Annotated in this window: 27 protein-coding genes; 10 read left to right on the forward strand and 17 right to left on the reverse strand. The window is 67.9% G+C overall.

Translation table 11 applies throughout. The features are described from left to right. Positions 1-115 precede the first annotated feature (115 nt). A complete protein-coding gene (locus E6G06_16920; GenBank protein TML87941.1) occupies positions 116-1411 on the reverse strand; it encodes a hypothetical protein in 1296 nt (431 codons plus the stop codon). A gap of 698 nt (positions 1412-2109) precedes the next feature. Between E6G06_16920 and E6G06_16925 the strand changes: the two genes are divergently transcribed. Then, positions 2110-2397, forward strand: coding sequence for a hypothetical protein (locus E6G06_16925; GenBank protein ID TML87942.1), 288 nt, complete (start codon positions 2110-2112; stop codon positions 2395-2397). A 125-nt stretch (positions 2398-2522) separates the two neighbouring features. On the opposite strand, the gene E6G06_16930 is transcribed toward E6G06_16925, so the two are convergent. The 7 genes from E6G06_16930 to E6G06_16960 all read right to left on the reverse strand — a co-directional run bounded on the left by E6G06_16930 (position 2523) and on the right by E6G06_16960 (position 7632). Then, positions 2523-3503, reverse strand: a complete 981-nt coding sequence (locus E6G06_16930) for a hypothetical protein (protein ID TML87943.1) — start codon at positions 3501-3503, stop codon at positions 2523-2525. Between the two features lie 201 nt (positions 3504-3704). Beyond that, positions 3705-3908 carry a hypothetical protein gene (locus tag E6G06_16935; GenBank protein ID TML87944.1) on the reverse strand — a complete coding sequence of 68 codons (204 nt, stop codon included), beginning with the start codon at positions 3906-3908 and terminating at the stop codon, positions 3705-3707. 555 nt (positions 3909-4463) lie between these two features. After that, entirely contained in the window at positions 4464-4706 is a 243-nt protein-coding gene (locus E6G06_16940; GenBank protein ID TML87945.1) for a hypothetical protein, read from the reverse strand. A 175-nt stretch (positions 4707-4881) separates the two neighbouring features. Continuing rightward, on the reverse strand, positions 4882-5241 hold the full coding sequence (locus tag E6G06_16945; GenBank protein ID TML87946.1) for a cupin: 360 nt from the start codon (positions 5239-5241) through the stop codon (positions 4882-4884). Positions 5242-5277: 36 nt separating this feature from the next. Next, a complete protein-coding gene (locus tag E6G06_16950) occupies positions 5278-5574 on the reverse strand; it encodes a hypothetical protein (GenBank protein TML87947.1) in 297 nt (98 codons plus the stop codon). Positions 5575-5639: 65 nt separating this feature from the next. Further along, positions 5640-6005: a peroxiredoxin gene (locus E6G06_16955; protein ID TML87948.1), complete on the reverse strand. Its 366-nt coding sequence runs from the start codon at positions 6003-6005 to the stop codon at positions 5640-5642. 79 nt (positions 6006-6084) lie between these two features. Continuing rightward, the gene (locus E6G06_16960; protein TML87949.1) at positions 6085-7632 is read right to left on the reverse strand and encodes an HD domain-containing protein; all 1548 of its coding nucleotides are present in this window, start codon (positions 7630-7632) and stop codon (positions 6085-6087) included. A gap of 155 nt (positions 7633-7787) precedes the next feature. On the opposite strand from E6G06_16960, the gene E6G06_16965 reads away from it, so the two are divergent. Then, positions 7788-8207, forward strand: coding sequence for a hypothetical protein (locus tag E6G06_16965; protein ID TML87950.1), 420 nt, complete (start codon positions 7788-7790; stop codon positions 8205-8207). A gap of 5 nt (positions 8208-8212) precedes the next feature. Here the strand turns inward: E6G06_16965 and E6G06_16970 are convergent, their stop codons facing one another. From E6G06_16970 to E6G06_16985, 4 genes are all read right to left on the reverse strand, one after another. Beyond that, complete coding sequence (locus E6G06_16970; GenBank protein TML87951.1) at positions 8213-9025, reverse strand: class I SAM-dependent methyltransferase; 813 nt, start codon at positions 9023-9025, stop codon at positions 8213-8215. A 5-nt stretch (positions 9026-9030) separates the two neighbouring features. Beyond that, complete coding sequence (locus tag E6G06_16975; protein ID TML87952.1) at positions 9031-9390, reverse strand: VOC family protein; 360 nt, start codon at positions 9388-9390, stop codon at positions 9031-9033. Positions 9391-9603: 213 nt separating this feature from the next. Beyond that, a complete protein-coding gene (locus E6G06_16980; protein TML87953.1) occupies positions 9604-10209 on the reverse strand; it encodes a methyltransferase domain-containing protein in 606 nt (201 codons plus the stop codon). Next, a complete protein-coding gene (locus E6G06_16985) occupies positions 10202-10885 on the reverse strand; it encodes a metalloregulator ArsR/SmtB family transcription factor (GenBank protein TML87954.1) in 684 nt (227 codons plus the stop codon). The genes E6G06_16980 and E6G06_16985 overlap by 8 nt, the downstream gene beginning before the upstream one ends. Positions 10886-10965: 80 nt before the next feature. Between E6G06_16985 and E6G06_16990 the strand changes: the two genes are divergently transcribed. The 3 genes from E6G06_16990 (at position 10966) to E6G06_17000 (ending at position 14428) form a co-directional block, all read left to right on the forward strand. After that, complete coding sequence (locus E6G06_16990) at positions 10966-11775, forward strand: class I SAM-dependent methyltransferase (protein TML87955.1); 810 nt, start codon at positions 10966-10968, stop codon at positions 11773-11775. Next, positions 11772-13136, forward strand: coding sequence for an MBL fold metallo-hydrolase (locus tag E6G06_16995; GenBank protein TML87956.1), 1365 nt, complete (start codon positions 11772-11774; stop codon positions 13134-13136). Before E6G06_16990 ends, E6G06_16995 begins: the two co-directional genes overlap by 4 nt. Positions 13137-13222: 86 nt before the next feature. Continuing rightward, on the forward strand, positions 13223-14428 hold the full coding sequence (locus tag E6G06_17000) for an MFS transporter (GenBank protein ID TML87966.1): 1206 nt from the start codon (positions 13223-13225) through the stop codon (positions 14426-14428). Here the strand turns inward: E6G06_17000 and E6G06_17005 are convergent. After that, positions 14415-15452: a hypothetical protein gene (locus tag E6G06_17005; GenBank protein TML87957.1), complete on the reverse strand. Its 1038-nt coding sequence runs from the start codon at positions 15450-15452 to the stop codon at positions 14415-14417. The genes E6G06_17000 and E6G06_17005 overlap by 14 nt on opposite strands. 39 nt (positions 15453-15491) lie before the next feature. On the opposite strand from E6G06_17005, the gene E6G06_17010 reads away from it, so the two are divergent. Continuing rightward, entirely contained in the window at positions 15492-16220 is a 729-nt protein-coding gene (locus E6G06_17010) for a MerR family transcriptional regulator (GenBank protein TML87958.1), read from the forward strand. Continuing rightward, the gene (locus tag E6G06_17015; GenBank protein TML87959.1) at positions 16217-17059 is read left to right on the forward strand and encodes a methyltransferase domain-containing protein; all 843 of its coding nucleotides are present in this window, start codon (positions 16217-16219) and stop codon (positions 17057-17059) included. Before E6G06_17010 ends, E6G06_17015 begins: the two co-directional genes overlap by 4 nt. Here E6G06_17015 and E6G06_17020 read toward each other — a convergent pair. Both E6G06_17020 and E6G06_17025 read right to left on the reverse strand, forming a co-directional pair. Then, positions 17056-17412 carry a hypothetical protein gene (locus E6G06_17020; GenBank protein ID TML87960.1) on the reverse strand — a complete coding sequence of 119 codons (357 nt, stop codon included), beginning with the start codon at positions 17410-17412 and terminating at the stop codon, positions 17056-17058. The genes E6G06_17015 and E6G06_17020 overlap by 4 nt on opposite strands. Before the next feature lie 12 nt (positions 17413-17424). Further along, positions 17425-18702, reverse strand: a complete 1278-nt coding sequence (locus E6G06_17025) for an adenylate/guanylate cyclase domain-containing protein (GenBank protein ID TML87961.1) — start codon at positions 18700-18702, stop codon at positions 17425-17427. Between the two features lie 244 nt (positions 18703-18946). Here E6G06_17025 and E6G06_17030 point away from each other — a divergent pair, with 244 nt between their 5' ends. Further along, positions 18947-19162: a hypothetical protein gene (locus tag E6G06_17030; GenBank protein TML87962.1), complete on the forward strand. Its 216-nt coding sequence runs from the start codon at positions 18947-18949 to the stop codon at positions 19160-19162. A gap of 501 nt (positions 19163-19663) precedes the next feature. Here E6G06_17030 and E6G06_17035 read toward each other — a convergent pair. Then, positions 19664-20938: a hypothetical protein gene (locus E6G06_17035; GenBank protein TML87963.1), complete on the reverse strand. Its 1275-nt coding sequence runs from the start codon at positions 20936-20938 to the stop codon at positions 19664-19666. Positions 20939-21216: 278 nt separating this feature from the next. Then, positions 21217-21516: an HTH domain-containing protein gene (locus E6G06_17040; protein ID TML87964.1), complete on the reverse strand. Its 300-nt coding sequence runs from the start codon at positions 21514-21516 to the stop codon at positions 21217-21219. Here E6G06_17040 and E6G06_17045 point away from each other — a divergent pair. Both E6G06_17045 and E6G06_17050 read left to right on the forward strand, forming a co-directional pair. Further along, positions 21458-21658, forward strand: a complete 201-nt coding sequence (locus E6G06_17045; GenBank protein ID TML87967.1) for a DUF1508 domain-containing protein — start codon at positions 21458-21460, stop codon at positions 21656-21658. The two genes, E6G06_17040 and E6G06_17045, sit on opposite strands and share 59 nt — an antisense overlap. A 236-nt stretch (positions 21659-21894) precedes the next feature. After that, positions 21895-22365 (forward strand): hypothetical protein, encoded by a 471-nt coding sequence (locus E6G06_17050; GenBank protein ID TML87965.1) that lies wholly within the window; start codon positions 21895-21897, stop codon positions 22363-22365. The last annotated feature ends 54 nt before the right edge of the window (positions 22366-22419 follow it).

Genomic DNA, 22419 nt, shown 5'->3' on the forward strand with positions numbered 1-22419 from the left:
TCCCCATTGCTGGTCTCCGCGCGTCCCAGGACCTTTGTCCCGGGGAGGGAGACAACAAGGCATCGTTACCAGGATGGGCTCCCGGTTGCCCACCTTGGGCGCAATCGACACCAGATCATCCGAGATAGCGATTGACTCCGGAAGCTTTGAGCTTGCCCGTCGAAGTGAACCGCAACTTCGACACGACGATGTTCCCCTCAGGGGTCGCGACGAGGCCCTGTGGGCTCTCGCGGGGCACCGGCCCCACCACGCCACCCGAGCCGAAGGTCGAGTCGAAGCTGCCATCCGCCTCGTTGAAGCGCGCCAGGCCAGCAGAGAACTGTGCCGAGTTGAGCGTTGTCACCAGCTTGTTGCCGGGCGCCAACACCGCCGGCCCGAAGTAATCAATGTCGTTCGGGCTCGAGTTGTAGAGCACCACGCCGCTGGCGCCGAAGCTGAGGTCCACGCTGCCGTTGGCCAAGAAGCGAACAAGGGTCGCCACCGCATCTCCCACACCAACCCGCGACGTGCCACCCAACACGATGTCGCCATTCGCTTGAAGCGTTGGCCCGCTCACGGCGTAGCTGCGCCCGCCCGGGCTCGTGAGCACCTTCCCGCCGGCACCGAAGCTGGAATCGAGCGAGGAGTCGGGGTTGTAACGAACCATGGCGACGGCTTGGGACGAGCCTGAGATGGACGGACGTGAGATCCCCACGACCAGCAGCTTGTCGTCGGGCTGGCGAACGACGCCCAAGGGCACGTCGAAACCGCCGAGGTCGGTGAACAGGCGCCCGCCCACACCGAAAGACGTGTCGACGGAGCCGTTGGGCTTGAAGCGAGCCAACGCGAAGTCCCCACCGCGATCCGGGCCGACACGGTCCGCCACCACGATGCTGCCGTCGCCCTGGAGCGCGATTCGCCCCGTAGCTGCGTCCTGCCGACCCGGGAAGTAGGTGTAGGTCGTGCCACCCGCGCCGAAGGTGGTGTCGAGTGTGCCGTTCGGGAGGTAGCGGGCCAGGGCGATGGCGGAGTCGAAGCCCGTGCTCGTCTGCTCGGAGACGCCTCCGATCGCCAGGATCTTGCCGTCGGGCAGGAGCGTGAGGTTCCGGAAACCGGTGTCGGGGCCGAAGTCGGTGTCGACGTACCCGCCAGTGCCGAAGCTGGTGTCGAGCGTGCCCTTCTTGGTGAGCCGAGCCAGCCCGAAGCGGATGGTGAAGCTGGTGGAGTCCCCGATGAGGACCGCCGCCGACGCCACCAACTTTCCTGTCGAGGGCTCCTGGATCAGGTCCCCGATGTCGGCCTCGAAGGACCCAGGCCACTTGAGCTTGACGAGGCCGCCGCTGCCAAAGGTCGGGTCGAGGTCGCCGGGGCGACACGCCACAAGCAGCACAGCCGCGATCGCCAGCACCGCAAGCAGACGAGCTCGCCTCATGGTCGTTCCCTTCCCCCGTGGCTAAGAGTACGGGGTCAACGTCCGCGGTGCCGTGAACGGCGATATCGTGCCTGTCGATGCGTTCGGCCCGGACCGCCGAAGGTTCGATCACGTTGTCAGGTCGCGCCGATCATGCTGTCCGACTCAGTGCTGATAGGACGATCTCGCGGTCGTTTCGGCTCGACGTCAACCAATGAGGTTGAACGTCGTGGCCGACTTCAACCCGTTCGAGTCCTTGGCCACGATGTCGTGGCGACCAGGCGCGCCCGCGAGATCTCCGGTCGGGATCGATCCCGAGCACGCGAAGCTCGTGTTGCTCGCCTCCGACGCCGAGCACAGGACGCCGTAGGGGCCTTGGGGTGCCGGCGCCTGACTGGTCCCGTACTCACGACGTTGATGGTCGAGCCCGGTGCGTAGCCGAAGCCGCGCACGGTCGCTCCGGCCTCTGGTGCCGTTGAGCTCGCGAAGCGATTGACACAAGCGACGTGATTTCCCGCCGTTTTCCTGATCGTCACGAGCGGTATACGCGTCGGGACTCCATCGCGAACCTAGCCGTCGAGCGGGAGTAGGGAGCGCGTATTGGCCGACGAGGGCGGCCGAGCGGCACCTGCGCTCAACCGTGATCAACGGGCACCGATCTGTTTTCGCGGAGCAACTACGGTCGTTGTCAGGACTCGACCGAGAGGATGGGCGCGGATATGAACGAGACCGCCGCGAGAGTGCGCGATCTTCTGCACGAGGCCGGCGAGACGCACCATGTGGTGTACCGGATCGTCGATGGCGCCGACGATGATTGGGCCTCGTGGTACTCGGCCTGGCTCGTCGAGCACTCCGAGCTTCCCGAGATCCTGGGCGCGGCGCCGGTGCGAAGCCAGCTCACGTGGCTGCTCGTCCAGCTCGACAAGGACTACGCCACGCAGAGCCCAGAAGAGCCTTGGGAGGCGTGGTATGCGGAGCGATTGGTTGCTTACTTCGCACCCTCGTGAGCGCTGCCGATCGCGAGTGGCGCCGAGCGGCGCGAGACGCGCGGCGTGCTGATCGAGCCTTTGACCCCCCGCCCGTCGCACCGCTCGCACTGAGAGTCCCGCCACTCCTAGCTCGACAATGGGCCTCAACCGGGAAGGCCGGGCGGCAACGACGGGGGTGCGACGAAGACGGCTGTCGGCAGGTCATTGCTCGCGTTCATCATGCGAAGTACTTGCGGGAACATCACCTTGGGTAGCCGCGGGGCGAGCGCGACTCCCCATAGGTTCTGATCGAGGTCGGGTACGAGCGACCCGAGTCGCGCCTGGCGCAGCTCGTCAGCGATGTGGTCATGCAGCCGTGCGTACGCCGATTGCTGTCGGCGGGTGCGATGGTCGACGTAGGCGACTTCCTGCACGCCCGGCGTTGCTCGCATTCGCACGATCTCGGGACCCTTCACCAAGATGATGCGCCCCGCGGCAACCTGCGGTGACAGCACACGATGAGCGCCCACTTGGGAGCGAAGAGGGGGGGTCGTCCCGACATCGAAGCCGTGGCGTTCCAGTTCGAGCAGAAGACCAGGGCCTTGTACCCCGAGCGTGAACGGATCCGACCAGGTGACGAGGTAGCGGCCGCGTCGACCGCCACCGATCGCGGAACCACGCGAGAGCGCGGCGACTGTCGAGGCCGAGAGTTCCCCAAGGACATGCGATAGCTGCGCCTGATTTACCTCGGCCCGGCTCGCCTCTATCGTGAACAGCGCGGCGAACAAGACCGTGGCGCTGGTGAGCAGCGCTGTCCCGATGGCGAGCCTCGTGTGGCGAACATCAGGGTTGGCCCTCCGGTTCAGCACGATGCCGAGGCTCCACCCGACGGCGACGAGCATGACCGCGGTGAGACCCCAGCCCCACAGGACGAGGTAGTAGGACAGAGCACCGAAGATGCGACTCATAGACACCGCCGCCAGTACGAGCGCCGCGCCGAGCACAGCATCGAGGCGCAACAGAGCCTCGTGTTGAGCACGCCAGGCCACTAAGACGCTCGCGACCCACACGGCCAAGAACAGCGTCCCCACGCTCGCGGATCCGGTTACCAAGTTGTTGCTGTAGCCGAGCCGGTGCGTCGCCAACCGCCACGGGTTGAGGTGCACGAGCAGAAGCGTCACACCGCGCCGCACCCCGATGGGTGGCGCGTTCGGGTGACCCAGCGCGCGCCACAACTGAGACACGTTGTTGGGTGAGTTGTGCCTTAGATCGATGATGGGCGGCAGCCACAGCGCGCCCATCACGCCGACGGTCACGGCGATCCATCGGAGCTGGGTACGCACCCACTAGCCGTGCCAACCGCGTATGGACGCGGAATGAACGCACGCCGCGATCGTCACGCTGCCGAGCCCGATGAACAGGCCAACGTATCCAATGTCGGTCTGCACACAGAAAGAACCGGCGACCGCCGCGATGAGGAAGAACACCATGTCCTCGCAGAGCACCGACCACACAGCCAGAACGAAGAGAAGCCACCACAGGGCGGGCAAGTGTGGTGTCTAGGGGTCGGTGAGGTTCAGAGGCCCGTAGAAGCGGGTGAGAACAGCAACCGATGCGGTGATCCCCGCCCACGAGGGCGATCCCCGACCGACGGTACGCGGTCGCGATGATCGCGCCAATCGCCACGATATGCAGCGAGACGGACGACGCGAGCATCGCCCACGAGTTCGCGCCGAAGACTCGGTAGACCGGCCACATCGCATAGAACCCGAGCGGCCCCGGATGGCGGCTCCCTTCCCGTCCCGGCCCGGCACCGAGACGGGAGTAGAGGCCAGTCAAGGGCGAATGCGCCGTCCACACGTCTCGCAGCCGCAACTCGATGTCCGCTTGGTCGGCCAGCGGGTACCAACGAGGGTGGCGCAGCACCTCGAGCGTCACCAGCAGCGGGATCGAGACAACCACGGCGAGTACTACAGCGAACACGCCCGCAACGGACGGACGAGGAACGCGGGACCCCGAGACGACCCCCGGACGCGCGTGATCGGTCGGAGCGCCAGCGGGTCCGGGCGATGGACGGCTGGAGCGTTCCGCTTGGTATCCGTGTGTCACGGGCGCCAACCGTGGCTCGAGCCCATCGTGTCTCCACCCTTGTCGAGCGCCCAGCGCGTGTCGAGGACTGCTGGGGGCGGACGGCACGACGGCACGAGGGCCACGCGCCACGCGCCGCCCACCTCGCGCTGTTGAGTGTCGGCCAGCTCCCGCACGGCCTCAGCGGCCGGCTGCACGCCGGTCGCCGCGCTCACGGCCTCTTCGGCGTTGGGCCCCATGGCCTCGATGGTGCCCGTCATGTCCTGAGCGAGCCCGAGGACGGATTCGAACCGTCGACCTGCTCATTACGAGTGATTGCCGACTGAGCGGTGTGCCGACCTGCATCTTCGCAGTGCACCGGCGAGCGATACGCGCTGAGTTAGTTGCTCTTAGTCACCGTCGCATCAACATCGGACACGGCCGAGGTTGGCCCTGTCAGCGCGGCTTGGCGTAGTTGGCCGCACCCTGGAACTCGACCGACACCATCGGCTCGTTGCCCACGACCCACGCATCGTGACCGGGGCCGATGCGGTACACCTCGCCGCCGACGACGTCGGTCTCTGTGCCGTCGTCATGCGTGACATGGATCTGGCCCGAAAGGCAGTAGCCGATGTGTTCGACTTGGCAGCTGTCGGTGCCGACGACTGGCTTGATGCACTCGGACCATCTCCAGCCCGGCTGGAAGGTGTAGCGGCCGATCTGGCCGCCGGCGAGGTTGACGAGCTCGACGGTTGTCTTGTCGGGAGTGCGGGTCTCGTCGGGAGTGCTGAAGTCTCGGTGCTCGACGCCTGCCATTGTCAGTCCTCCTGTTCGTCTGTGTTCCGATTATCGCTACATGGTCTCTTCGCGCAGGACGTCGAGGTTGCGGAATGTCGGCGGCCCGTCGCACAAGGAGGCGAGCTTGGCGGAGAACTCCCTCGTCTCCGGGAGGTCCGAGTTGGCCATGGCCTCTTCGTAGGACGGGAACTCGACGATCTGCACGTAAGTGTTAGTGGCGTCGCGGTCCTTGGTCTGCACGCCGCGGGACGCGGCCCGCTTGCCTTCGGTTGCTTCCAGCCACCCGTCGAGTGCTGCGTTGAGCTCGTCGAGCTTGCTGGTCTTGTATTCGATGATCTGGATGAACGGCATGGGCTCCTCCTTTGCCGCGGTCACGATAGATCGCGCTGAGGAAGCCGCGCCGGGGGGGCGCGGCCTCAGTAGCTGAACGTGGTCGCCGGCTCCTCGCCGATCCACTTCCACATCGGGACGGTGCCTTGGATCTCGGCGCCGGCGATGAGTTGCTTCTCGTCGAGGTTCTTGGCGTTGAAGCAGATCGGGCAGATGAAGTAGCGGCCGCCGGCGGCTTCGTACCGCTTCATCAGATCGGGCAACGCCGGGCAGCCGTCGCACGCGACGCCGACACCGACGCCGTCGAGCGCGAGCCTGACCGCTTCCTTGGTCAAGAACATGAGTGTCTCGCGTCCGTTCTCCGCCGCGCCGACCGCGACGAGGAATGCGATGGTGACCCTCTCTGGGTCCTCGAGCCCGGTCGTGAGACTGATCACTGCCTTGCCTGACATGACTGCTTCTCCTCCGCGCTGTCGATTTGTCGAGAGCGACGGTACGGAGATGAGCCGGCGGTGTCGTCCGGGGTTCCCCCTACAGATCGAGGGGTTCGAGGGTGTCGAGCAGGCCGTGTTGCATGGCGAAGAGGGTGGCTGTCGACCGGGTCGATGCGCCGGTCTTGGTGTAAATGCGTTCGATGTGGGTCTCGGCCGTCTTGGGTGTGATCTCGAGGCGCTGCGCGACTTGCCGGGTCGTCGCGCCGCGGGCGATGAGGGCGAGGACTTCGATCTCGCGCGGGGTGAGGCCCGCGGGACCGCTGCGGCGTTTGCCGTGCGGTTGACCGGCGGCGGCGAGGACGGCGTCGACGGCGTGTGCGTCCAGGCGTCCGGCGCGCACCTCGGAACGAAGTTCGATGGCGGCCTGCTTGGCGGTGAGCGCGGGCCGGTGCGGTCGGGATTCGATCATGGACCGGTAGGCGCAGGTAGCGGCGAGCACCCGTGCCGTCGCCGGGATCGCGGGTCCGGCCAGGCCGCGGTGATAGCCGGAGCCGTCGCAGCGTTCGTGAGTCATCGAGGCGATGGCGCCGATGCGTGCGAGTTCGTCGGGACGCGCCAACATGCGTTCTGCGTAGTAGGAGTGCATGCGAAGGCGTTCGGCTTCGCGCTCGGAGAGCGGTCCTGGCTTGTCGAGGATGGTGGCCGGGATGCCGTGCAGGCCGATGTCGTGCACCAGGCCGGCCCGTCGTACCGCGGTGACGTCAGAACTGGGCAGTCCCCGTTCGGCGGCGGCGCGCCTCGCGAGCTCCGCAACGCCGCGGGAGTGGCCGGCTCGAGACGCGGACCGCAGGTCGGTGAAGTCGGCGATGGCTTCGAGCGCGGCGTCGAACTGGCTGTCCGTCAGTCGTTGCTGCAGCGAGGATTCGTTGTCGATCATCGAACGCCAGTCCGGTTCGTCCGAGGGATCACCGAGCACGTCGCCCGCCACGTCGCAGAACGCGTCGACGACCGTCGGATCGAAGTGCTTGCCGCGCCGGGCGCGGGCGAGCTTGATAGCGGCGTCGGTGCCCTCGGTGCGGTGGTGCACCTCGACGGCGTCGGCAAGGTGGAAGAGGCGCATCGGCAGGGCGATGTCCTCTCCACCGACGTCGCCCGGCACGCCCTTGCCGTCCCATCGGGTGAAGACCTGCTGCAAGGGTTCGCAAACGCGATCATCGAGACCGAAGCGCTCGGCCATGCGCGCAGTCGTGAGGCAATGCGACATGAGGCCGCGCTCGATCGCCTTGCCGCCGCTGACGATGAGCTTGGCTCCTAAGCGGAGGCGATGCAGCGCCGGGCTGCCGGCGCCGATGTGGCGCAGCATGAAGCCGAGCAGCGGTAGACCGGCGAAGTCGACCTCGTAACTGTCGCGGCGAAAGGCGATGTCGTCGCCGAACACCGCCGCCACTTCGGGGGTGTCGGCGACACAGCCAACCCACGCGAGTGTCGTGACGTAATAAAGCGCACCGCGTTCGTCGGAGTCGACGCCGATGCGGTCGCCGAGTCGCGCTGCGATGCGCCACGAGCGGAGCACGTGCTCCATCGGTTGGCCGAGACCGAGATCGGTTGCCAACGAAAAGGCAGCAACGAGCTCGGGCAGCTTCACACCCGAATCGCGGTCACCAGCCGCCACGGTTGGAGACGCACCCGTAGTGGTCATCTCTCGGCCTCGCTTCCGTCTGTTTGTGGGGGGAACCCCGGACGACACCGTGCGGCGCGGTTCGTACCGTGGACCGCAGGTACATCGAATGGGAGGATGCCATGTCAGTCACGAACGACAACCCGACGGTGGCCCGTTGGTCGGTGGGCGGTGTCTTCCTCGAAGCCCTCGCCAACCGCGACTACCAACGCATGGCCACCACCCTCGCGCCGGGCGTGCGGTTCCGAGCGATGCTGCCGCCCGGTCCAATGGACTGGGAAGGATCGGAGGTCGTCGGAGGCGTGTTCCGCTCGTGGTTCGGCGAGGCCGAGGACTTCGAACTGATCGACGCCACCGTCGGCGAAGTCGGCGGTCGGTTGCATCTGTCGTGGCGGCTTCGCGTCCGGCCAGCACCGTTCGACGTCGGCGCGGGCTGGCACGTCATCGAACAGCAGGCCTACGCCGACGCGGGAGACACCATCGACTCGCTCGATCTGCTGTGCTCCGGCTTCCATCCCGAACAGATCGGTGACCGCGACTGACGCAGTCATCGTGTGGCCACCGCGCATACAACCTCACCGCTCCACGCGAAGTCGTCGGGTGCGAGTGAAGCCAATCGCTGCTGAGCGCGCGTCAGCGTCTCGGCGCGGACCGGGTCATCGAGCACGTCGAGCCGCAACCGGTTCAGACCGGATCCAGTGACGAGCTGCCAGTAGGTGTCGGCTGTCCATTGGTGTTGCAACCGCTCGAGCCAGATCCGGCGGGGTTGGAAACCGGTGTCGGTGAGGAGGTCGGTCACTGCATCAGCGCTGTCGAGTCCAGTGTCGACGCGGCGCGGCGGGAGCGGCGGCGCGCCCGCTTCGGTGAGGGTCTCGGTCCAGATGGCGTCGACCGGCAGAGTGGCCTCGCTCTTCCATGTGACGGTGCCGATCGTGCCGCCGCTGCGCAAGACGCGATGGGCCTCGGCGAGTCCGCGCTTCGGATCCTTGAGGTGGAACAGCACGTAGGCCATGAGCACGGCGTGCGCGCAGTTGCTGCGGATCGGCAGGGTCAGCGCGTCGGCGTGGACGACGGACGCGTCGGTGCGGTCTTTCGCGGCGCGTAGCATCTCGATTGATGCGTCGAGAGCGACCACCTGGCTCCCGCGCGCGTGGGCGGAGATCGTCGGGACAAGCGCGCCGGTGCCCGCACCGACGTCGACGACCCGTGCGCCCGGTTGAAGGTCGAGCGCGGCGACAACCGCTTCCGCTGGCGGGAGGATGACCGCGCTCCACACGTTGATGTAGCCGTCGACACCGCGGTCGTAGGCGGCCGCGCAGTCGGCGCGCATTGGTCGCGTGATGGCCGCGTCGGTGGCCAAGGTCGTTAGCCGGCGCCCGCGTTGCACACGCAAAACTCGTTGCCTTCGGGATCGACCATGACCACCCAGCGGCTGCCGTGCTCCTCGATGGCGTCGTCCACGATGCGGAGCCCGCCGAGCGCTTCCAGCCGTTCGACTTCTTCATCGACCGTCGGCGTTTCGATGTCGAAGTGCATGCGGTTCTTGCCAGCCTTGGGTTCGTCGACGCGCTGCAGTAGGAGCTTGGGTTGCTCTCCGCTCTCGTCGACGAGAAGTACGTAGTTGCCCGCGCCGCCGAGGGTGACGTAGCCAAGTGCTGCCGACCAGAACTCAGCGAGTCTGTCTGGGTCGGCACAGTCGAGTACGAGCCCAAGCTTCGCTGCCATCAGTCGCTGCTTCGATCGGTTGTCATCGGTCTCCTCGGATGGTCAGTGCGGCTTGCGGGCGAGGAAGGCATAGCCGTACACCTCGTACGCCCGCGCCTTGTCCTCGCCCGTGGCGCCGCCGAACGTGTCGGCGGCGTCGCCGATCCGGACGCTTGTGAAGCCGACGTCTTCGAGCATCTTCTGCCAGCCCGCACGGGGCAGTCCGCCCGCGATTCAGCCGGTCCACAGGTCGATGTCGCGTAGCGCCTCCGGCGGCACCGGGCGACCGTTGGCGATGTCGGCGAATTGCAACCAGCCGCCCGGCCTCAGGACCCGGTGGATCTCGGTGAAGACCGTCTGTTTGTTGGGGCACAGGTTGATGACACCGTTGGAGATGACCGCGTCGGCCCAACCGTCCTCGACCGGAAGCTGTTCGGCGAGTCCCTCGCGGAACTCGACGTGGACGTAGCCGAGCGCGTCGGCGGTGGCCCGTGACTTCTTGAGCATCTCCGGGGTCATGTCGACGCCCACCACCCGCCCGGCGTCGGTCACATGGTCGGCGGCGATGAAGCTGTCGAACCCGGCCCCGGAGCCGACATCGACGACGCGCTCGCCCGGCTGCAGCCGCCGCAACGAGAACGGGTTGCCCACCCCAGCGAACGACTCCACGGCCGGATCGGGGAGCGCGTCGACCGCTGCCTGCTCGTAGCCGAGGCGGGCCGCGAGGGCCCGGCCGGTGTGGAAGTGGAACGTGCGGTGGGGGTCGGTCGCGACTTCGCGGTACTTGTCGCGGACCTGCTCGCGCAGGGCGTCAGGGTCGACGAGGAGATTCTCAGCCACCTGTGCTCCCTCCGTTGCCGGCGGCTACGGGCAGGCCGGCTCGTTTCCATTCGGGGAACCCGTCGATCAATCGCCGCGCCCGGAAGCCGCGACGATTCAGCTCGCGCACCGCGTCGTCGGCATACACGCAGTAGGGGCCGCGGCAGTAAGCGACGACCTCGGTGTCCTTGGGGATGGCGCGTAGTTGACGGCGCAGCTCGGTGGTCGGCAGCGATCGCGCACCGCGGATGTGACCCGCTTCGAACTCCGCCGTTGGTCGGACGTCGAGCACCAGCACTTCGCCGCGCTTCAATCGCGCGGCGAGCTCCTTGCGATCGACGACGTCGATGCCATCACGGTCGCCGAGATAGGCAGCCGCGAGCCGCTCGAGTCCGGCGACGTGTTCACCGGCGACATCGCGCAACGCCGCCCACAGTTCACCGACCCGCTCGCTGGCCAGCGCATAGAAGATGCGCGTGCCGTCGCGCCGCGTCGTGACCAGCCCGGCCCGGGCCATGGCCCGCAGATGGTGCGACGTGTTGGCCACGCTCTGGTCGATCTCGGCGGCGATCTCCTCCACCGACCGCTCGCCCTGAGCGAGAACATCGATGATCTCGGCCCGGCGCCCGCTGGCCAGCGCTTTGGCCACTTCTGCGAATCCGTCGAAGAGTGCGTCCTTGGCCGCTCGCTCACCCACGCTCCGCATCGTCAACCCCATCCGCCTTCTTGTCAAGTATTCAAGTGAGTACTTGACAATGGCAGAACGGTCGGAGCACGATGAACAGATCCTGCGGGGCGGAGGAGACTGCGATGACGAAACTGGCCGCCGGCGAGATCACCAAGCTCGACCCGTACAAGTTCATGGCCGTGATCGGCAAGCGGGTCATCCATCCCGGCGGCCGCGCCTCGACCAAGGCACTCCTCGACCGCGCCGGCATCACGCCGGACAGCCGGGTACTCGATGTCGGTTGCGGCGTGGCCACCACCGCGGTGGAGATCGCGCGCGACCGCGGCGCCCGGGTGACCGCGGTTGACATCGCGCCACTCATGCTCGAGCGAGCCGAGACCAACGTCAGTGCTGCCGCGGTCGGTGATCGCGTGGAAGTCGCACAGGGCGACATTCTCGATCTCAAGTACGACGACGCGACCTTCGATGTCGTCATCGCCGAAGCGGTCACCATGTTCGTCGATCGCCAGCGCGCTGCGAACGAACTCGCCCGCGTCACCAAGTCCGGCGGGCGCGTACTGGCCACCGAGTTCTTCTGGCGCCAAGCTCCGACGCCGGAGGCGAAGGAGATCTTCCTGGGGCAGGTGTGCCCCGGCCTCGAGTTCGACACCGTCGAGGACTGGGTGCAGATCTACACCGGCGCCGGTCTCACGGACATCGACACCGTTACTGGCCCGTTCGAGATGATGACCGCCCGCGGTTTCCTCGCCGACGAAGGCTTCGCTCACAGTGTCGCGGTGATGGGCCGGGTCATGGCTCGACCGGCGCACCTGCGCAAGATGGCGTGGCTGGTGCCCCGCATGGCCAAAGCGGTCCCCTACCTCGGCTACATCGTCGTGGCCGCCACCAAGCCCACGTGACGAGACACACCCTCGCGCCGGTCGCGTTTGTCGACGAGGGCCTCGGCAACTCGTCGTACCTGGTGGACCTGGGCGACGGGCGAGCCCTGATCGTCGACCCCGCCCGCGACGCCACCCCCTACCTGGCGGCGGCCGACAGGGCCGCGCTCACCATCGCGTTCACCGTCGAGACCCATCTCCATGCCGACTTCCTCACCGGCAGCCGAGAGCTGGCGGCGCACGGGGCAACCGTGGTAGCGCCGCGGGCGGGCGGGATCGAGTGGCCCCACCGCGGGTTCGATCACGGCGACGAGCTCGACCTCGGCGGTCTCGTGCTGCAGGCCCTGGCCACGCCCGGGCACACGCCCGAGCACCTGAGCTGGTTGCTGTCCGACGGGGACCGGCCCGTCGGGTTGTTCTCCGGTGGTGCGTTGTTGGTCGACGCGGTGGCACGCACCGATCTCATCGCGCCCGACCAGACCGAGCCGTTGGCCCGGGCCCTGTGGCGGTCGTTGCAGGAACGGATCCTGACCCTGCCCGACGACGTAGCCGTGTATCCAACCCATGGCGCGGGGTCGTTCTGCGCCGCGCCGACCAACGGGGGGCGCACCACGACGATCGGCCGGGAGCGAGCCGCCAACCCTCTGCTGGCTGCGCCCGACGAGGACACCTTCGTCGCCCGGCTGCTCGCCGGCTCTGGCTCCTTCCCGCCGTACTTCCTGCGGTTGCGGGAACGGAACCGGGTCGGTCCCGACGTGCTCGGGTCGCCGTTCCCGCCCTTGCGCGCCATCGCACCCGGGGACCTGCCGGCGCTGGTCGGCGCTGGCGCGCAGGTCGTCGACGCCCGGCCGGTCGCGGCGTGGGCCGCGGGGCATCTGCGGGGCGCGCTGGCCATTCCGCTGCGGCCCCAGTTCGGGTCCTGGCTCGGCTGGCTGGCCGCCGAGGACCGCCCGCTGGTGTTCGTTCTCGAACCGGGACAGGACGCCCGCGAAGTGGCGCGCCAGGCGCACACCATCGGCTACGACCAGCTGCTCGGCGCGCTCACCGGCGATGTCGATGCGTGGCGCGCCGCCGCCCTCCCCCTCGACTCAACCGAGCTCGTCGACGTCCGCACGATCGACCGGCCGGTCCTCGATGTACGCCAGGAGAATGAGTACGCGACGGGGCACATCCCCGGTTCCATGCATGTCGAACTCGGCGCGGTTGCGCCGAACGCGCACGCGCTCCCGGGTGGCCCGCTGGCCACGATGTGCGGCCACGGTGAACGGGCCGCCACCGCCGTCAGCCTCCTCGAACGCGAGGGCCGCACCGGTGTCGCGGTGGTGATGGGAGGGCCCGACGAGTGGGCGGGCCATGGTGGCCGTCTCGAGACGCGGCGGTGACCGACACCCGCACACCGGCGCTCGGGCTGCGCCAGAACCTCGCGCAGTTCAGCCTGCTGGTCGGCGTCAACGCGCTCGTCGGAGGGATGATCGGCCAGGAACGCACGGTGTTGCCGTTGCTGGCCGAGCGGGAGTTCGGGCTCACCGCGTTCACCGCCGCGCTGACGTTCATCGCCGCGTTCGGCGCGGTGAAGGCGGCCACCAACTTCTTCGCCGGGACCCTGTCGGACCGCTACGGTCGCAAGCCGGTTCTCGTCGCCGGCTGGCTGATCGGGCTGCCGGTGCCGTTGCTGTTGATGTGGGCACCGAGCTGGGCGTGGGTGATCGCGGCCAACGTGCTGCTCGGCGTCAACCAAGGGCTCACGTGGTCCACGACCGTGATCATGAAGATCGACCTCGTCGGCCCCGAACGCCGGGGATTGGCCATGGGACTCAACGAGGCCGCCGGCTACGCCGCCGTGGCGGTCACCGCGCTGGCCACCGGGTACATCGCCGAGCACGCCGGGCTTCGCCCCGAGCCGTTCTACCTCGGCCTCGTCTTCGCCGGTCTCGGTCTCGGACTGTCGACGTTGTTCGTGCGCGAGACCCGCGGCCACGCCCACCTCGAGGCGGCCAACCACGTCGCCCGCCACGACGGCGACAACGACGCGCTGTCCACCGGGGAGGTGTTCCGGCTCACGAGCTTCCGGGAGCGGGCATTGTCGTCGTGCAGCCAGGCCGGGCTGGTCAACAACCTCAACGACGGTCTCGCCTGGGGGCTGTTCCCGATCTTCTTCGCCGACGCGGGGTTGACCGTCGGGCGGATCGGCGTGCTCGCCGCGCTCTATCCCGCGGTGTGGGGGGTCGGGCAGCTCGTCACCGGGGCCCTGTCGGACCGGGTCGGCCGCAAGCCGCTGATCGCCGGTGGGATGCTCACCCAGGCCGCCGCCATCGGCTGGACCGCCGGCGCCACCGGGTTCTGGTCGTGGGCCCTCGGGGCGGTGGTGCTGGGCGCGGGCACGGCGATGGTGTACCCGACGTTGTTGGCCGCCATCGGTGACGTTGCACACCCGTCGTGGCGGGCACGGTCGGTCGGTGTCTACCGGCTGTGGCGCGACGGCGGGTTCGCGGTCGGCGCCCTGTTCGCGGGGATCCTCGCCGATGTCGTGTCGATCACCGCGGCGATCTGGGTGGTCGCCGCGCTGACCGCCGCCTCGGGATTCGTGGTCCTCGTGCGGATGTACGAAACGCACCCGCCCGGCTTGGGGCCGACGACCCGGACATCGCCGCCCGCAGCTCTCAGCGAGGTGTGACCGCCGCGCCGGTCATCGCCCGCAGTCGCGCCGCGAACGCCTGCCCGGCGATGACCCACGGGTGACCGCCGCGGTCGTCGATGGTTCCCGCCGTCACCCAGCCGGCCGCCTCGACCAGGGCGCGCAGGCACACGACCGCCTGCTGCCATCGCAACGAGTCCCGATCGACAGGTCGGGCCGCGCCCCGTTCGTACGCGCGCACGAACCGGCGGGACAGCGCCCGACCGGCGGCGCGGACCAGCGGCCGCAACGGACGGGGCACCAACAGGGGAGGCTCGGCGAGCACCAGCGACGTGAAGCCCAGGTCGTAGGTGGCCGGCGCCAGTAGTGCGGCCGACCAGTCGAGCACCGTCACCGCGCCGGCGTCATCGACCAGCACATTGAACGGGTGCAGATCGCCGTGGCACACCACCACCGGTTCCCGCGCGGGCGGGTGCGCCTGCAGCCACCGCCCCGCCGCGGCCAGATCCGCCCGCCCCAACCGCTCGGCGGTGTCGACCAGGCTGACCAACATCGGCTCCTGCCCGGGCCGGGCCACGCCGGCCACGTCGAGGCGCCGCTCCACGACTGTCGGGTTGAGCCGATGCAGCCGGGCGAGCACATCGGCCAAGGTCACCGGCAGCCGGCGGGCCAACGACGGCAGACGGGCCAGCGCCCCGACGCCGTCGAGCCCGGCGAGCAGCGGCCGCCCTGCGGCCAGGTCCATCACCATGTAGGCCCGGCCGTCCACGCCGACCTCGGGGCCGCCGGCGGCGTGCACCGCCGGAGTCCGGAACCCTTGCGCCGCGACCTCGGCCTGGAACGCGGTCTCTTTCGCCGCGGTCGCCGGGTCGGGCATGACCCGAGCGACCAGCTGCCCGTCCCACCCGCCGGGCCCGCCGCGCAACCGGAACGAGATCAACTCGGCCCAGAACCCACCGGTCAGCGGCTCGGGGGCACCGTCGAAGTCGAGGGCCGGTCGGCCGGTCACCGCCCGCAGCACGTCCAACAACCCGCCGGCGACTGCCGGCTCCACAATTGTCACGGTATTTACCGTAACGGTTGGAGGCGGTAGTGTCTAGGCGTGGCTGCGATCGTTGACGAGCAGGGCACCGACGAGTTCTCGATCGACGAACTCGCCGCCCGGGTCGGCCTGCCGACCCGCACCATCCGCGAGTACCAGACGATGGGCCTGGTCCCGCCGCCGGAAAAGCGCGGGCGCGTCGGCGTCTATCGCACCGCCCATCTGCACCGGCTGCAGCTGATCGGCCGACTCCAAGAGCGCGGCTACTCGTTAGCCGGCATCCGCGACCTGCTCGCGTCCTGGCGCGACGGCGACGAGCTCACCGACGTCCTCGGGCTGTCCCCCGATGAGCTGGTGCACCTCGACGAACCTGGCACGCCGGCGACGCTCGACCAACTGGTTCGTTTGCTGCCGGCGCTCGTGCCCCAACGACTCGACTGCCTGCTCGCCGTCGGGCTCATCGACGAGTGCGGCCCCGACCGCTACTGCGTGCCCAGCCCCTCGCTGTTGCAGCTCACCGTCGACGCGCTCGCTGCGGGCTACCCGCCGCGTCAGGTGCTCACGCTGCTCACCGCCGTTCACGACGCCGCCACCCTCGTCGCCAGCACTGCTGCCAAGCTGCTGGCCTACCCGCCAGCCAGCCTGGACGACGCGCAGCTCGCCCGGCTGGCGACCCGCGGGCGCGGCCTGCTCGCCCACGGCACCGGCCGGCTCGCCATCTACACCCTCGGCCAACAACTCGACCGGCGCCCCGGCACGTCTCGGCGGGCGGCGAAGCGATCCCGATGAGCGTCGCGAACCAGGAGCAGGCCGACGCCTGGAACGGAGACAACGGCTTGCGGTGGGTCGCGGACGCCGACCGGCGCGACCGCGTTCTGCAACCGGTCGCCGACGTGCTCTTCGAGGCCGCCCGCTTCACACCGGGCGAGACTGTGCTCGACATCGGGTGCGGGTGTGGCATCACCACCCTCGGCGCGGCCGACGCCGTCTCACCCGGAACCGCGACTGGCATCGACCTCTCCGCGCCCATGCTCGACGTCGCCCGTCGACGAGCCGCTACCCGCGCCGACGTCACCTTCCTCCACGCCGACGCTCAGACCCGCCCGTTCGCGCCGGCGGCGTTCGACGTGGCCATCAGTCGGTTCGGGACCATGTTCTTCGACGATCCCGTCGTCGCCTTCGCCAACATCGCCACTGCGATGTGCCCCGGCGGGCGGCTGTGCATCGCGACCTGGCAACCGCTCACGGCGAACGATTGGCTCGCGGTGCCCGGCGCCGCGCTGCTGCGCTTCGGGTCGCTGCCAGAGATGGGCGGCAACGCACCGGGAATGTTCGCGCAGTCGGCGCCAAGCGTCGTCGCGGATGTGCTGCACGCGGCCGGCTGGCGCGACGTCGACGTCACCCCCGTCGCGACAACGCTGCTGCTCGGCGCCGACCCCGCCGAGGCGGCCCGGTACCTCGCCGACTCGGGTCCCGGACGCGCCGTGCTCGGGACGATCGACGAACCGGATCGACCGGCGGCCATCGCCGCTGTCATCGACACGCTCGCGGTCCACCATGGCCACCACGGCGTTGCGCTCGGTGCCGCCATCTTGCTCATCCAGGCCCGCGTCAAGTCGGGGTGTTAACGGCTTCGATGACGCGCTCGGGTCCGCAGCGTCGCGGCGCCAGCGGCGACGGACGTCACGGCTCGATGTGCTTTGCTCGCTGCGCGAGTTCGCCCCCTCCGGCAGCCCATGGTCGAGCACGAGCGCTTCGAGCGCTGCCGTCCACGACTCGTAGTAGGGACGGTCGGGATGGTCGGAGATCGCGTTGATGAGCCGCACCCGGAACTTTGCGCGCCGATCATCGCGTCACGGGTCACCCGCGCCGCCAATTCCTCCTCGCCGGCCCCTTCGGCTCCCGCTGGCCGCTCGGGCAGGACCAGGTAACGCACCTCGGCGTGATCGTCGGAGTATGGGGCGCTATCTCGACCCAGCATCGCTTCGCGGGTTCAGTGGCGCCCAAGCAGCAGGTAGGTCTTTGTTGGTCCTTTGCTCTTGACGTCGATCGTTCCTCGCTCTCGGAACTCGTAGCGCCCGCGGAGATGCTCGTAGACGTTGTGTGTGACCTGGATGCACGCGGGTAGGCCCTGTGCTTCCATGCGACTGGCCATGTTCACCGTGTCGCCCCAGATGTCGTAGCTGAACTTGCGGTGCCCAATGACGCCCGCGACAACCGGCCCACTGTCGATACCCACCCGGATAGCCAGATCGACGCCGGCTTCCGCGCGGAAGCGGTCGACCGCGGTGCACATGTCCAGCGCCATCTCCGCGATCGCGACCTGGTGATCGGGGCGGGGAACCGGCAGCCCCCCGGCCACCATGTAGGCGTCGCCGATCGTCTTGATCTTCTCGAGGCCGTGCCGGTCCGCCAGCTCATCGAACTCGGAGAACAATCGGTCCAGCAGGGCTACCACCTCGGCCGGCGGCCGCGCGTGGGCGAAGGCGGTGAAGCCGACGATGTCCGCGAACAGCACGGTCACCACGTCGAAGCCGTCGGCGATGACGTCGGGCCCGTCCTTGAGGCGCTCGGCGATCGTGGCCGGCAGGATGTTCAGCAGCAGACGTTCGGATCGGCCCTGTTCCACCCGCAGTGCGTGCAAGACGCGCTCGCGTTCACCAATGAAGTACCGCAAGAGCAAGTACACGGTGGTGGACACGCCGAGCAGGTTGAGCACAAAGAAGGCGATCACGATCGACGTAGGGACATGGCCCTCACCGTGGAGGCCGGGTTCGAGGGCACCGGACGCGACGGTCGCCACCACGAAGGCGATGAACCACGGTGTCGCTCGGCGTACCCGGAACAGCAGCGCACCCAGCGGTGCAGTCACGGCCCACAACTCGACGGCGCTCGACGTGCGAAAGCCGCCCAGGCTGGCCTGCAGAAGGAACGGCAGTGCCAGGATCATGACGAGCTGGCTCGTCTGGAACGGTCCGAACCGTCTCGTGTGGGCGAACGCCAACAGGCCGGCCGCTGTCGCGAGCTGGTAGCCGAAGGGGATGGCTCCGGACCGCCACAGGCCCAGCGACCAGTACGTCGCCACCCACACGATCGCCATGGCAGCCATCAACGTGGCCGCCAGCGTCAGCGTCGCCTTCCTTAGTCGCTCATCCTCGGAATCTGTTTGATCAACGCCCAGCGCGGCCAGTCTCGCGATGCGGCCTGGCAACACTGGTCCAGGTCCGCGAGGCGACGCTGTTGACGAGGTGCGATCGATGCCAGTCCTCATCGCGACGCCAACACGTCCGCGATTGTCCCCGAGTGTCCGAGATCGGTCCAGGTTTGCGTCCTCGGGGAAGCGACCCCCTGTCCCGCTACCCGGATCTGGTGATCACGACGTAGCGGACGCCCATCGGGTCGACGACGCCGTGCCGGTGACGCCGAGCCCGAGGACGGATTCGAACCGTCGACCTGCTCATTACGAGTGATTGGGGACTGAGCGGTGTGCCGACCTGCATCTTCGCAGCTTGTCGATGAGCGAAACGCCTCGAATGATCTGCTGTGTACAGCGGCCCGCGCCTTCTCAGGCTCACCTCATCGCGCTCCCCGGGGTGCTCACCGCCAACGTCCCCGCCTTCTTCGTCGATCGGACCCAGGCGGACAACGTCGGCGACCCGGTGGTGCCCAAGCTCGCCGTGGTGTTCACGTGGTTGGTGGTGCTGGAGGCGCGACTCGAAGTGAGTGGATGACCTGCCGCGTGGGGATGCTGGTGGAGCCCACGGGCCGGTAACGAACCCGCGGGCGGCGTCGCCCCGTTCAAACTAGCGTCCTCAACGACTCATCCAGAGTGGCCCGAGGGACCTGCGTCACGTTCGTGGCGTTCGACCTACTGCAACTCGACGACGATGATCTGACTCGCTTGCCCAACGTCGAGCGCCGGGCACAGCTCGATGAGCTGAACCTCATCGGATCAGCGTGGTGCACGGTGTCGTCGTTCGCCGGAGATGGCCCCGAGGTCATGGCCGCGTGCGTCGCACTCGGGCTGGAGGGCGTGGTGGCCAAGCGACTTCCTCGATCTACCGACCGGGCGCCCGCAGCAAGGACTGGGTGAAGGTGAAGTGTCCCGAGTGGCGCGCGTTCCACGCTCCCCTGCGACACGAACGCCGTGATGCGCCGACCGCTACTGGTGGACGAACAGCTTCCCGGCGCGTTGAACGTGCCGCGGTCGCGCGGAAGTAATGCTACCTACGTCAGCGCCACGTCCTCGGAATGTCGCTCGCCTGTCCGAAGTTGAATACATCCTCGGCGATTCCCCGATCGGAGAAGCTGGTCAGGTACCAGGTTCCGCGACGGAACACTCCGGGTGTGTCGGTCCCGTCGTGGTTCCAATCGCCTACGACCGGAACGTCGTCGGGGTTACCGAACGGGACCACATCCTCGGCGATTCCCCGATCGGAGAAGTTGGTCAGGTACCAGGTTCCGCGACGGAACACTCCGGGTGTGTCGGTCCCGTCGTGGTTCCAATCGCCTACGACCGGAACGTCGTCGGGGTTACCGAAATGAACGACGATGTCCACACCGCCGGTGGTGTCGGAGTTCCGCAGATACCACGTGCCGTTGCGGAACACACCCGGCGTCTTCGTCCTGTTGCCATCCCAGTCGCCAGTGAGTGGGACATCCCCTGCATCTCCGAAGCTGAAGCACAGGTCACCCGCGGTCGTGTAGCTGCGCCGCAATTGCCAGGTCCCGCTTCGCACAACGGCGGGCATGTCAGACTGGCTAAAGGGCGGCGCAATTGAGCAATCGGGTGGTTGGTGTGGCAGGCCTTTGCATGCGATCCCGTCACGATCGACGCCAAGTTTGGCTGCTCCGGGATGTCTGCTCGCGAATATCTGCGCTTGCTCTTGGTATTGAAACTGGCTGCAGGTCACATCGTCGAGCGCGCTCGCCAGCCACGTCGCGTACTCCTGCTGACCGGCTGCGTTCAGGTGGACGCCGTCGCACCAATCCGAGCAGTGAGGGCGGAAGTGACCGTCGTAATCGAGGATGCCGAGGTTTGGCCATCGCGCCGCGGCCTCCCGCAGCTTCGCGTTCAAGGTTGCGGAGCGCGGCGGGTCGATGTCCTCCCGCACGGTCAACCAGAAGATGGGAACGTTGGGTAGAACGTCGACAATGGGCGCCATGCCCTTATTGGCGTAATCGTTGATGCAGTCATCCTGTCCGGTCTGGACGTCGTTCGTCCCCAGTTCCACGACGACCTCCTCGATCTCCCCGCGCGACAGCTTCGATTGGATGCGTTCGATCCAAGGCTCTGGTCCCTGGACATTGGCGCACGCTCCCACCTCGCCGATGGCCAGGAAAGAGGGGTCGTAGCCGGAACCCTTCCAGGTCGCAATGATCTTTCGCTTCGAGAGCGCAGTAATTGAGTCACCTACGACGAGCACTCTGGGCTCACAGCCCAGGCATAGCAATCCAACCGCCGCGAGGATCAGGACGAAAACCGATCTCGTGCGGACGACGGCCATCTCCCACCCCAATCATTGCCTGGGTGCCGGTGCCCCCAGCACACGGAACGGACGAGACGCCGTCAGCCTTCGGATCCTAGGCGAAGCCTCTGAACAAGGCCGAATGCGTCCGACGGAACTGCACCTCATTGCGGTATTGATTTGCGACGCCTGCGCTCAGCTCACGATCCGTTCACCCGTCTTCAGCGCTCCATCTGCTTCCAGCGGTCGGTCGCACCCGATCGCTCGGACGATCTCGAACTAGATCGTCGCGATCCACATCGCCGCCCTCATCTGGTTCAGATCAAGGCCCCTCGTGACCCGGCGGAGGACCACCGATCCGCACCCGACCCTGGCGCTCCAGCTCCGTCCATCGCTTCATGGGATGACGGACCGTGCAGGTCGGACATTCGATGGAGAGAGGACAAGATGGCTTTGAGGTCGCGGCTGATCGTCGCGTCCGAGACGCCCAACTCCTCGGCGATGCGGGCCTGGACGCCGTAGGTCCAGCCGTAGGTGGCCAGACGGTGCACGACCACGATCCGGGGCCGGACCGGCTTGTTCCGCTTCGACCTCGTCGGCCCCAACGGCAAGGTCATCGCGACGAGTCAGGCGTACCAGTCCCGAGCCTCGGCGCTCCGGCGCATCGAGTCGGTTCGCAAGCACGCGGTGAACGCGGAACTGGTGGACCAGGCGGGGCACCAGGGTCGTGGGCGCCCGAGCGAAGGAGGGCGGACCTAAACGACCCAGGGCGGTGCCAGCATCAGATGTTGCGGTGATCCCATCCGAGCAGGCGGGCCGGGGCGACATCGTCCGACCCCGAGTTGTCGGATAGCAGCGAAGCTCTCCCGAGCGGCGCCGGGCAACCGCGCTTTACGCGCCACCGGCCACGGCGCCAGTCCATCTTGACGGCGAACATCGCCCGTGCAAGCCTGCCGCGCAGCACACACCTCGTGGTTACGGGTAGGAGGGGGGCCATGAGAACGAACCTCAAGCGCCTGGTCGGCGCCTCGGTGGTGACGAGTGCAATGTTGGCGGTGGGCATGGTGAGTCCCGCCTCGGCGCAGGCGACACGCACGCAGTTCACGGGCACCGAGACGGTCACATTCACCGGACCACCGGCCCGCCAATGGGTGAGCGACGGCATCACCCACCTGCGCGGCGTGCCCATCGACTCCACGCTGAGCGGCGACCTCAACGGTGCCTTCACCATCGAGGCCAACATCAACGTCAACGCCAGCGGCGACGGCTCGCTGTACGGCACCTTCACCTTCACCTCGGGTGAGGTGACCTGGACGGGTCACTTCGGGGGCACGCTGTCGGGCGGACTCGTCACGGTCCATTTCACGGGTCAGGGCAGCGACGGGTCCACGCTGGTGGCCAGTGGGGTGGACTCCAGCCCGGGCGTCTCTACCGATACCGGCTTCATCGTGTATCCCAATGGCTGAGGCGCGCCGGGTTCGCCAACTGCCTGTGTGAGTAGCCCGACCGCGCCGCGCCAC

It is taken from the genome of Actinomycetota bacterium, from assembly GCA_005888325.1.
Taxonomy (GTDB): Bacteria; Actinomycetota; Acidimicrobiia; order Acidimicrobiales; family AC-14; genus AC-14.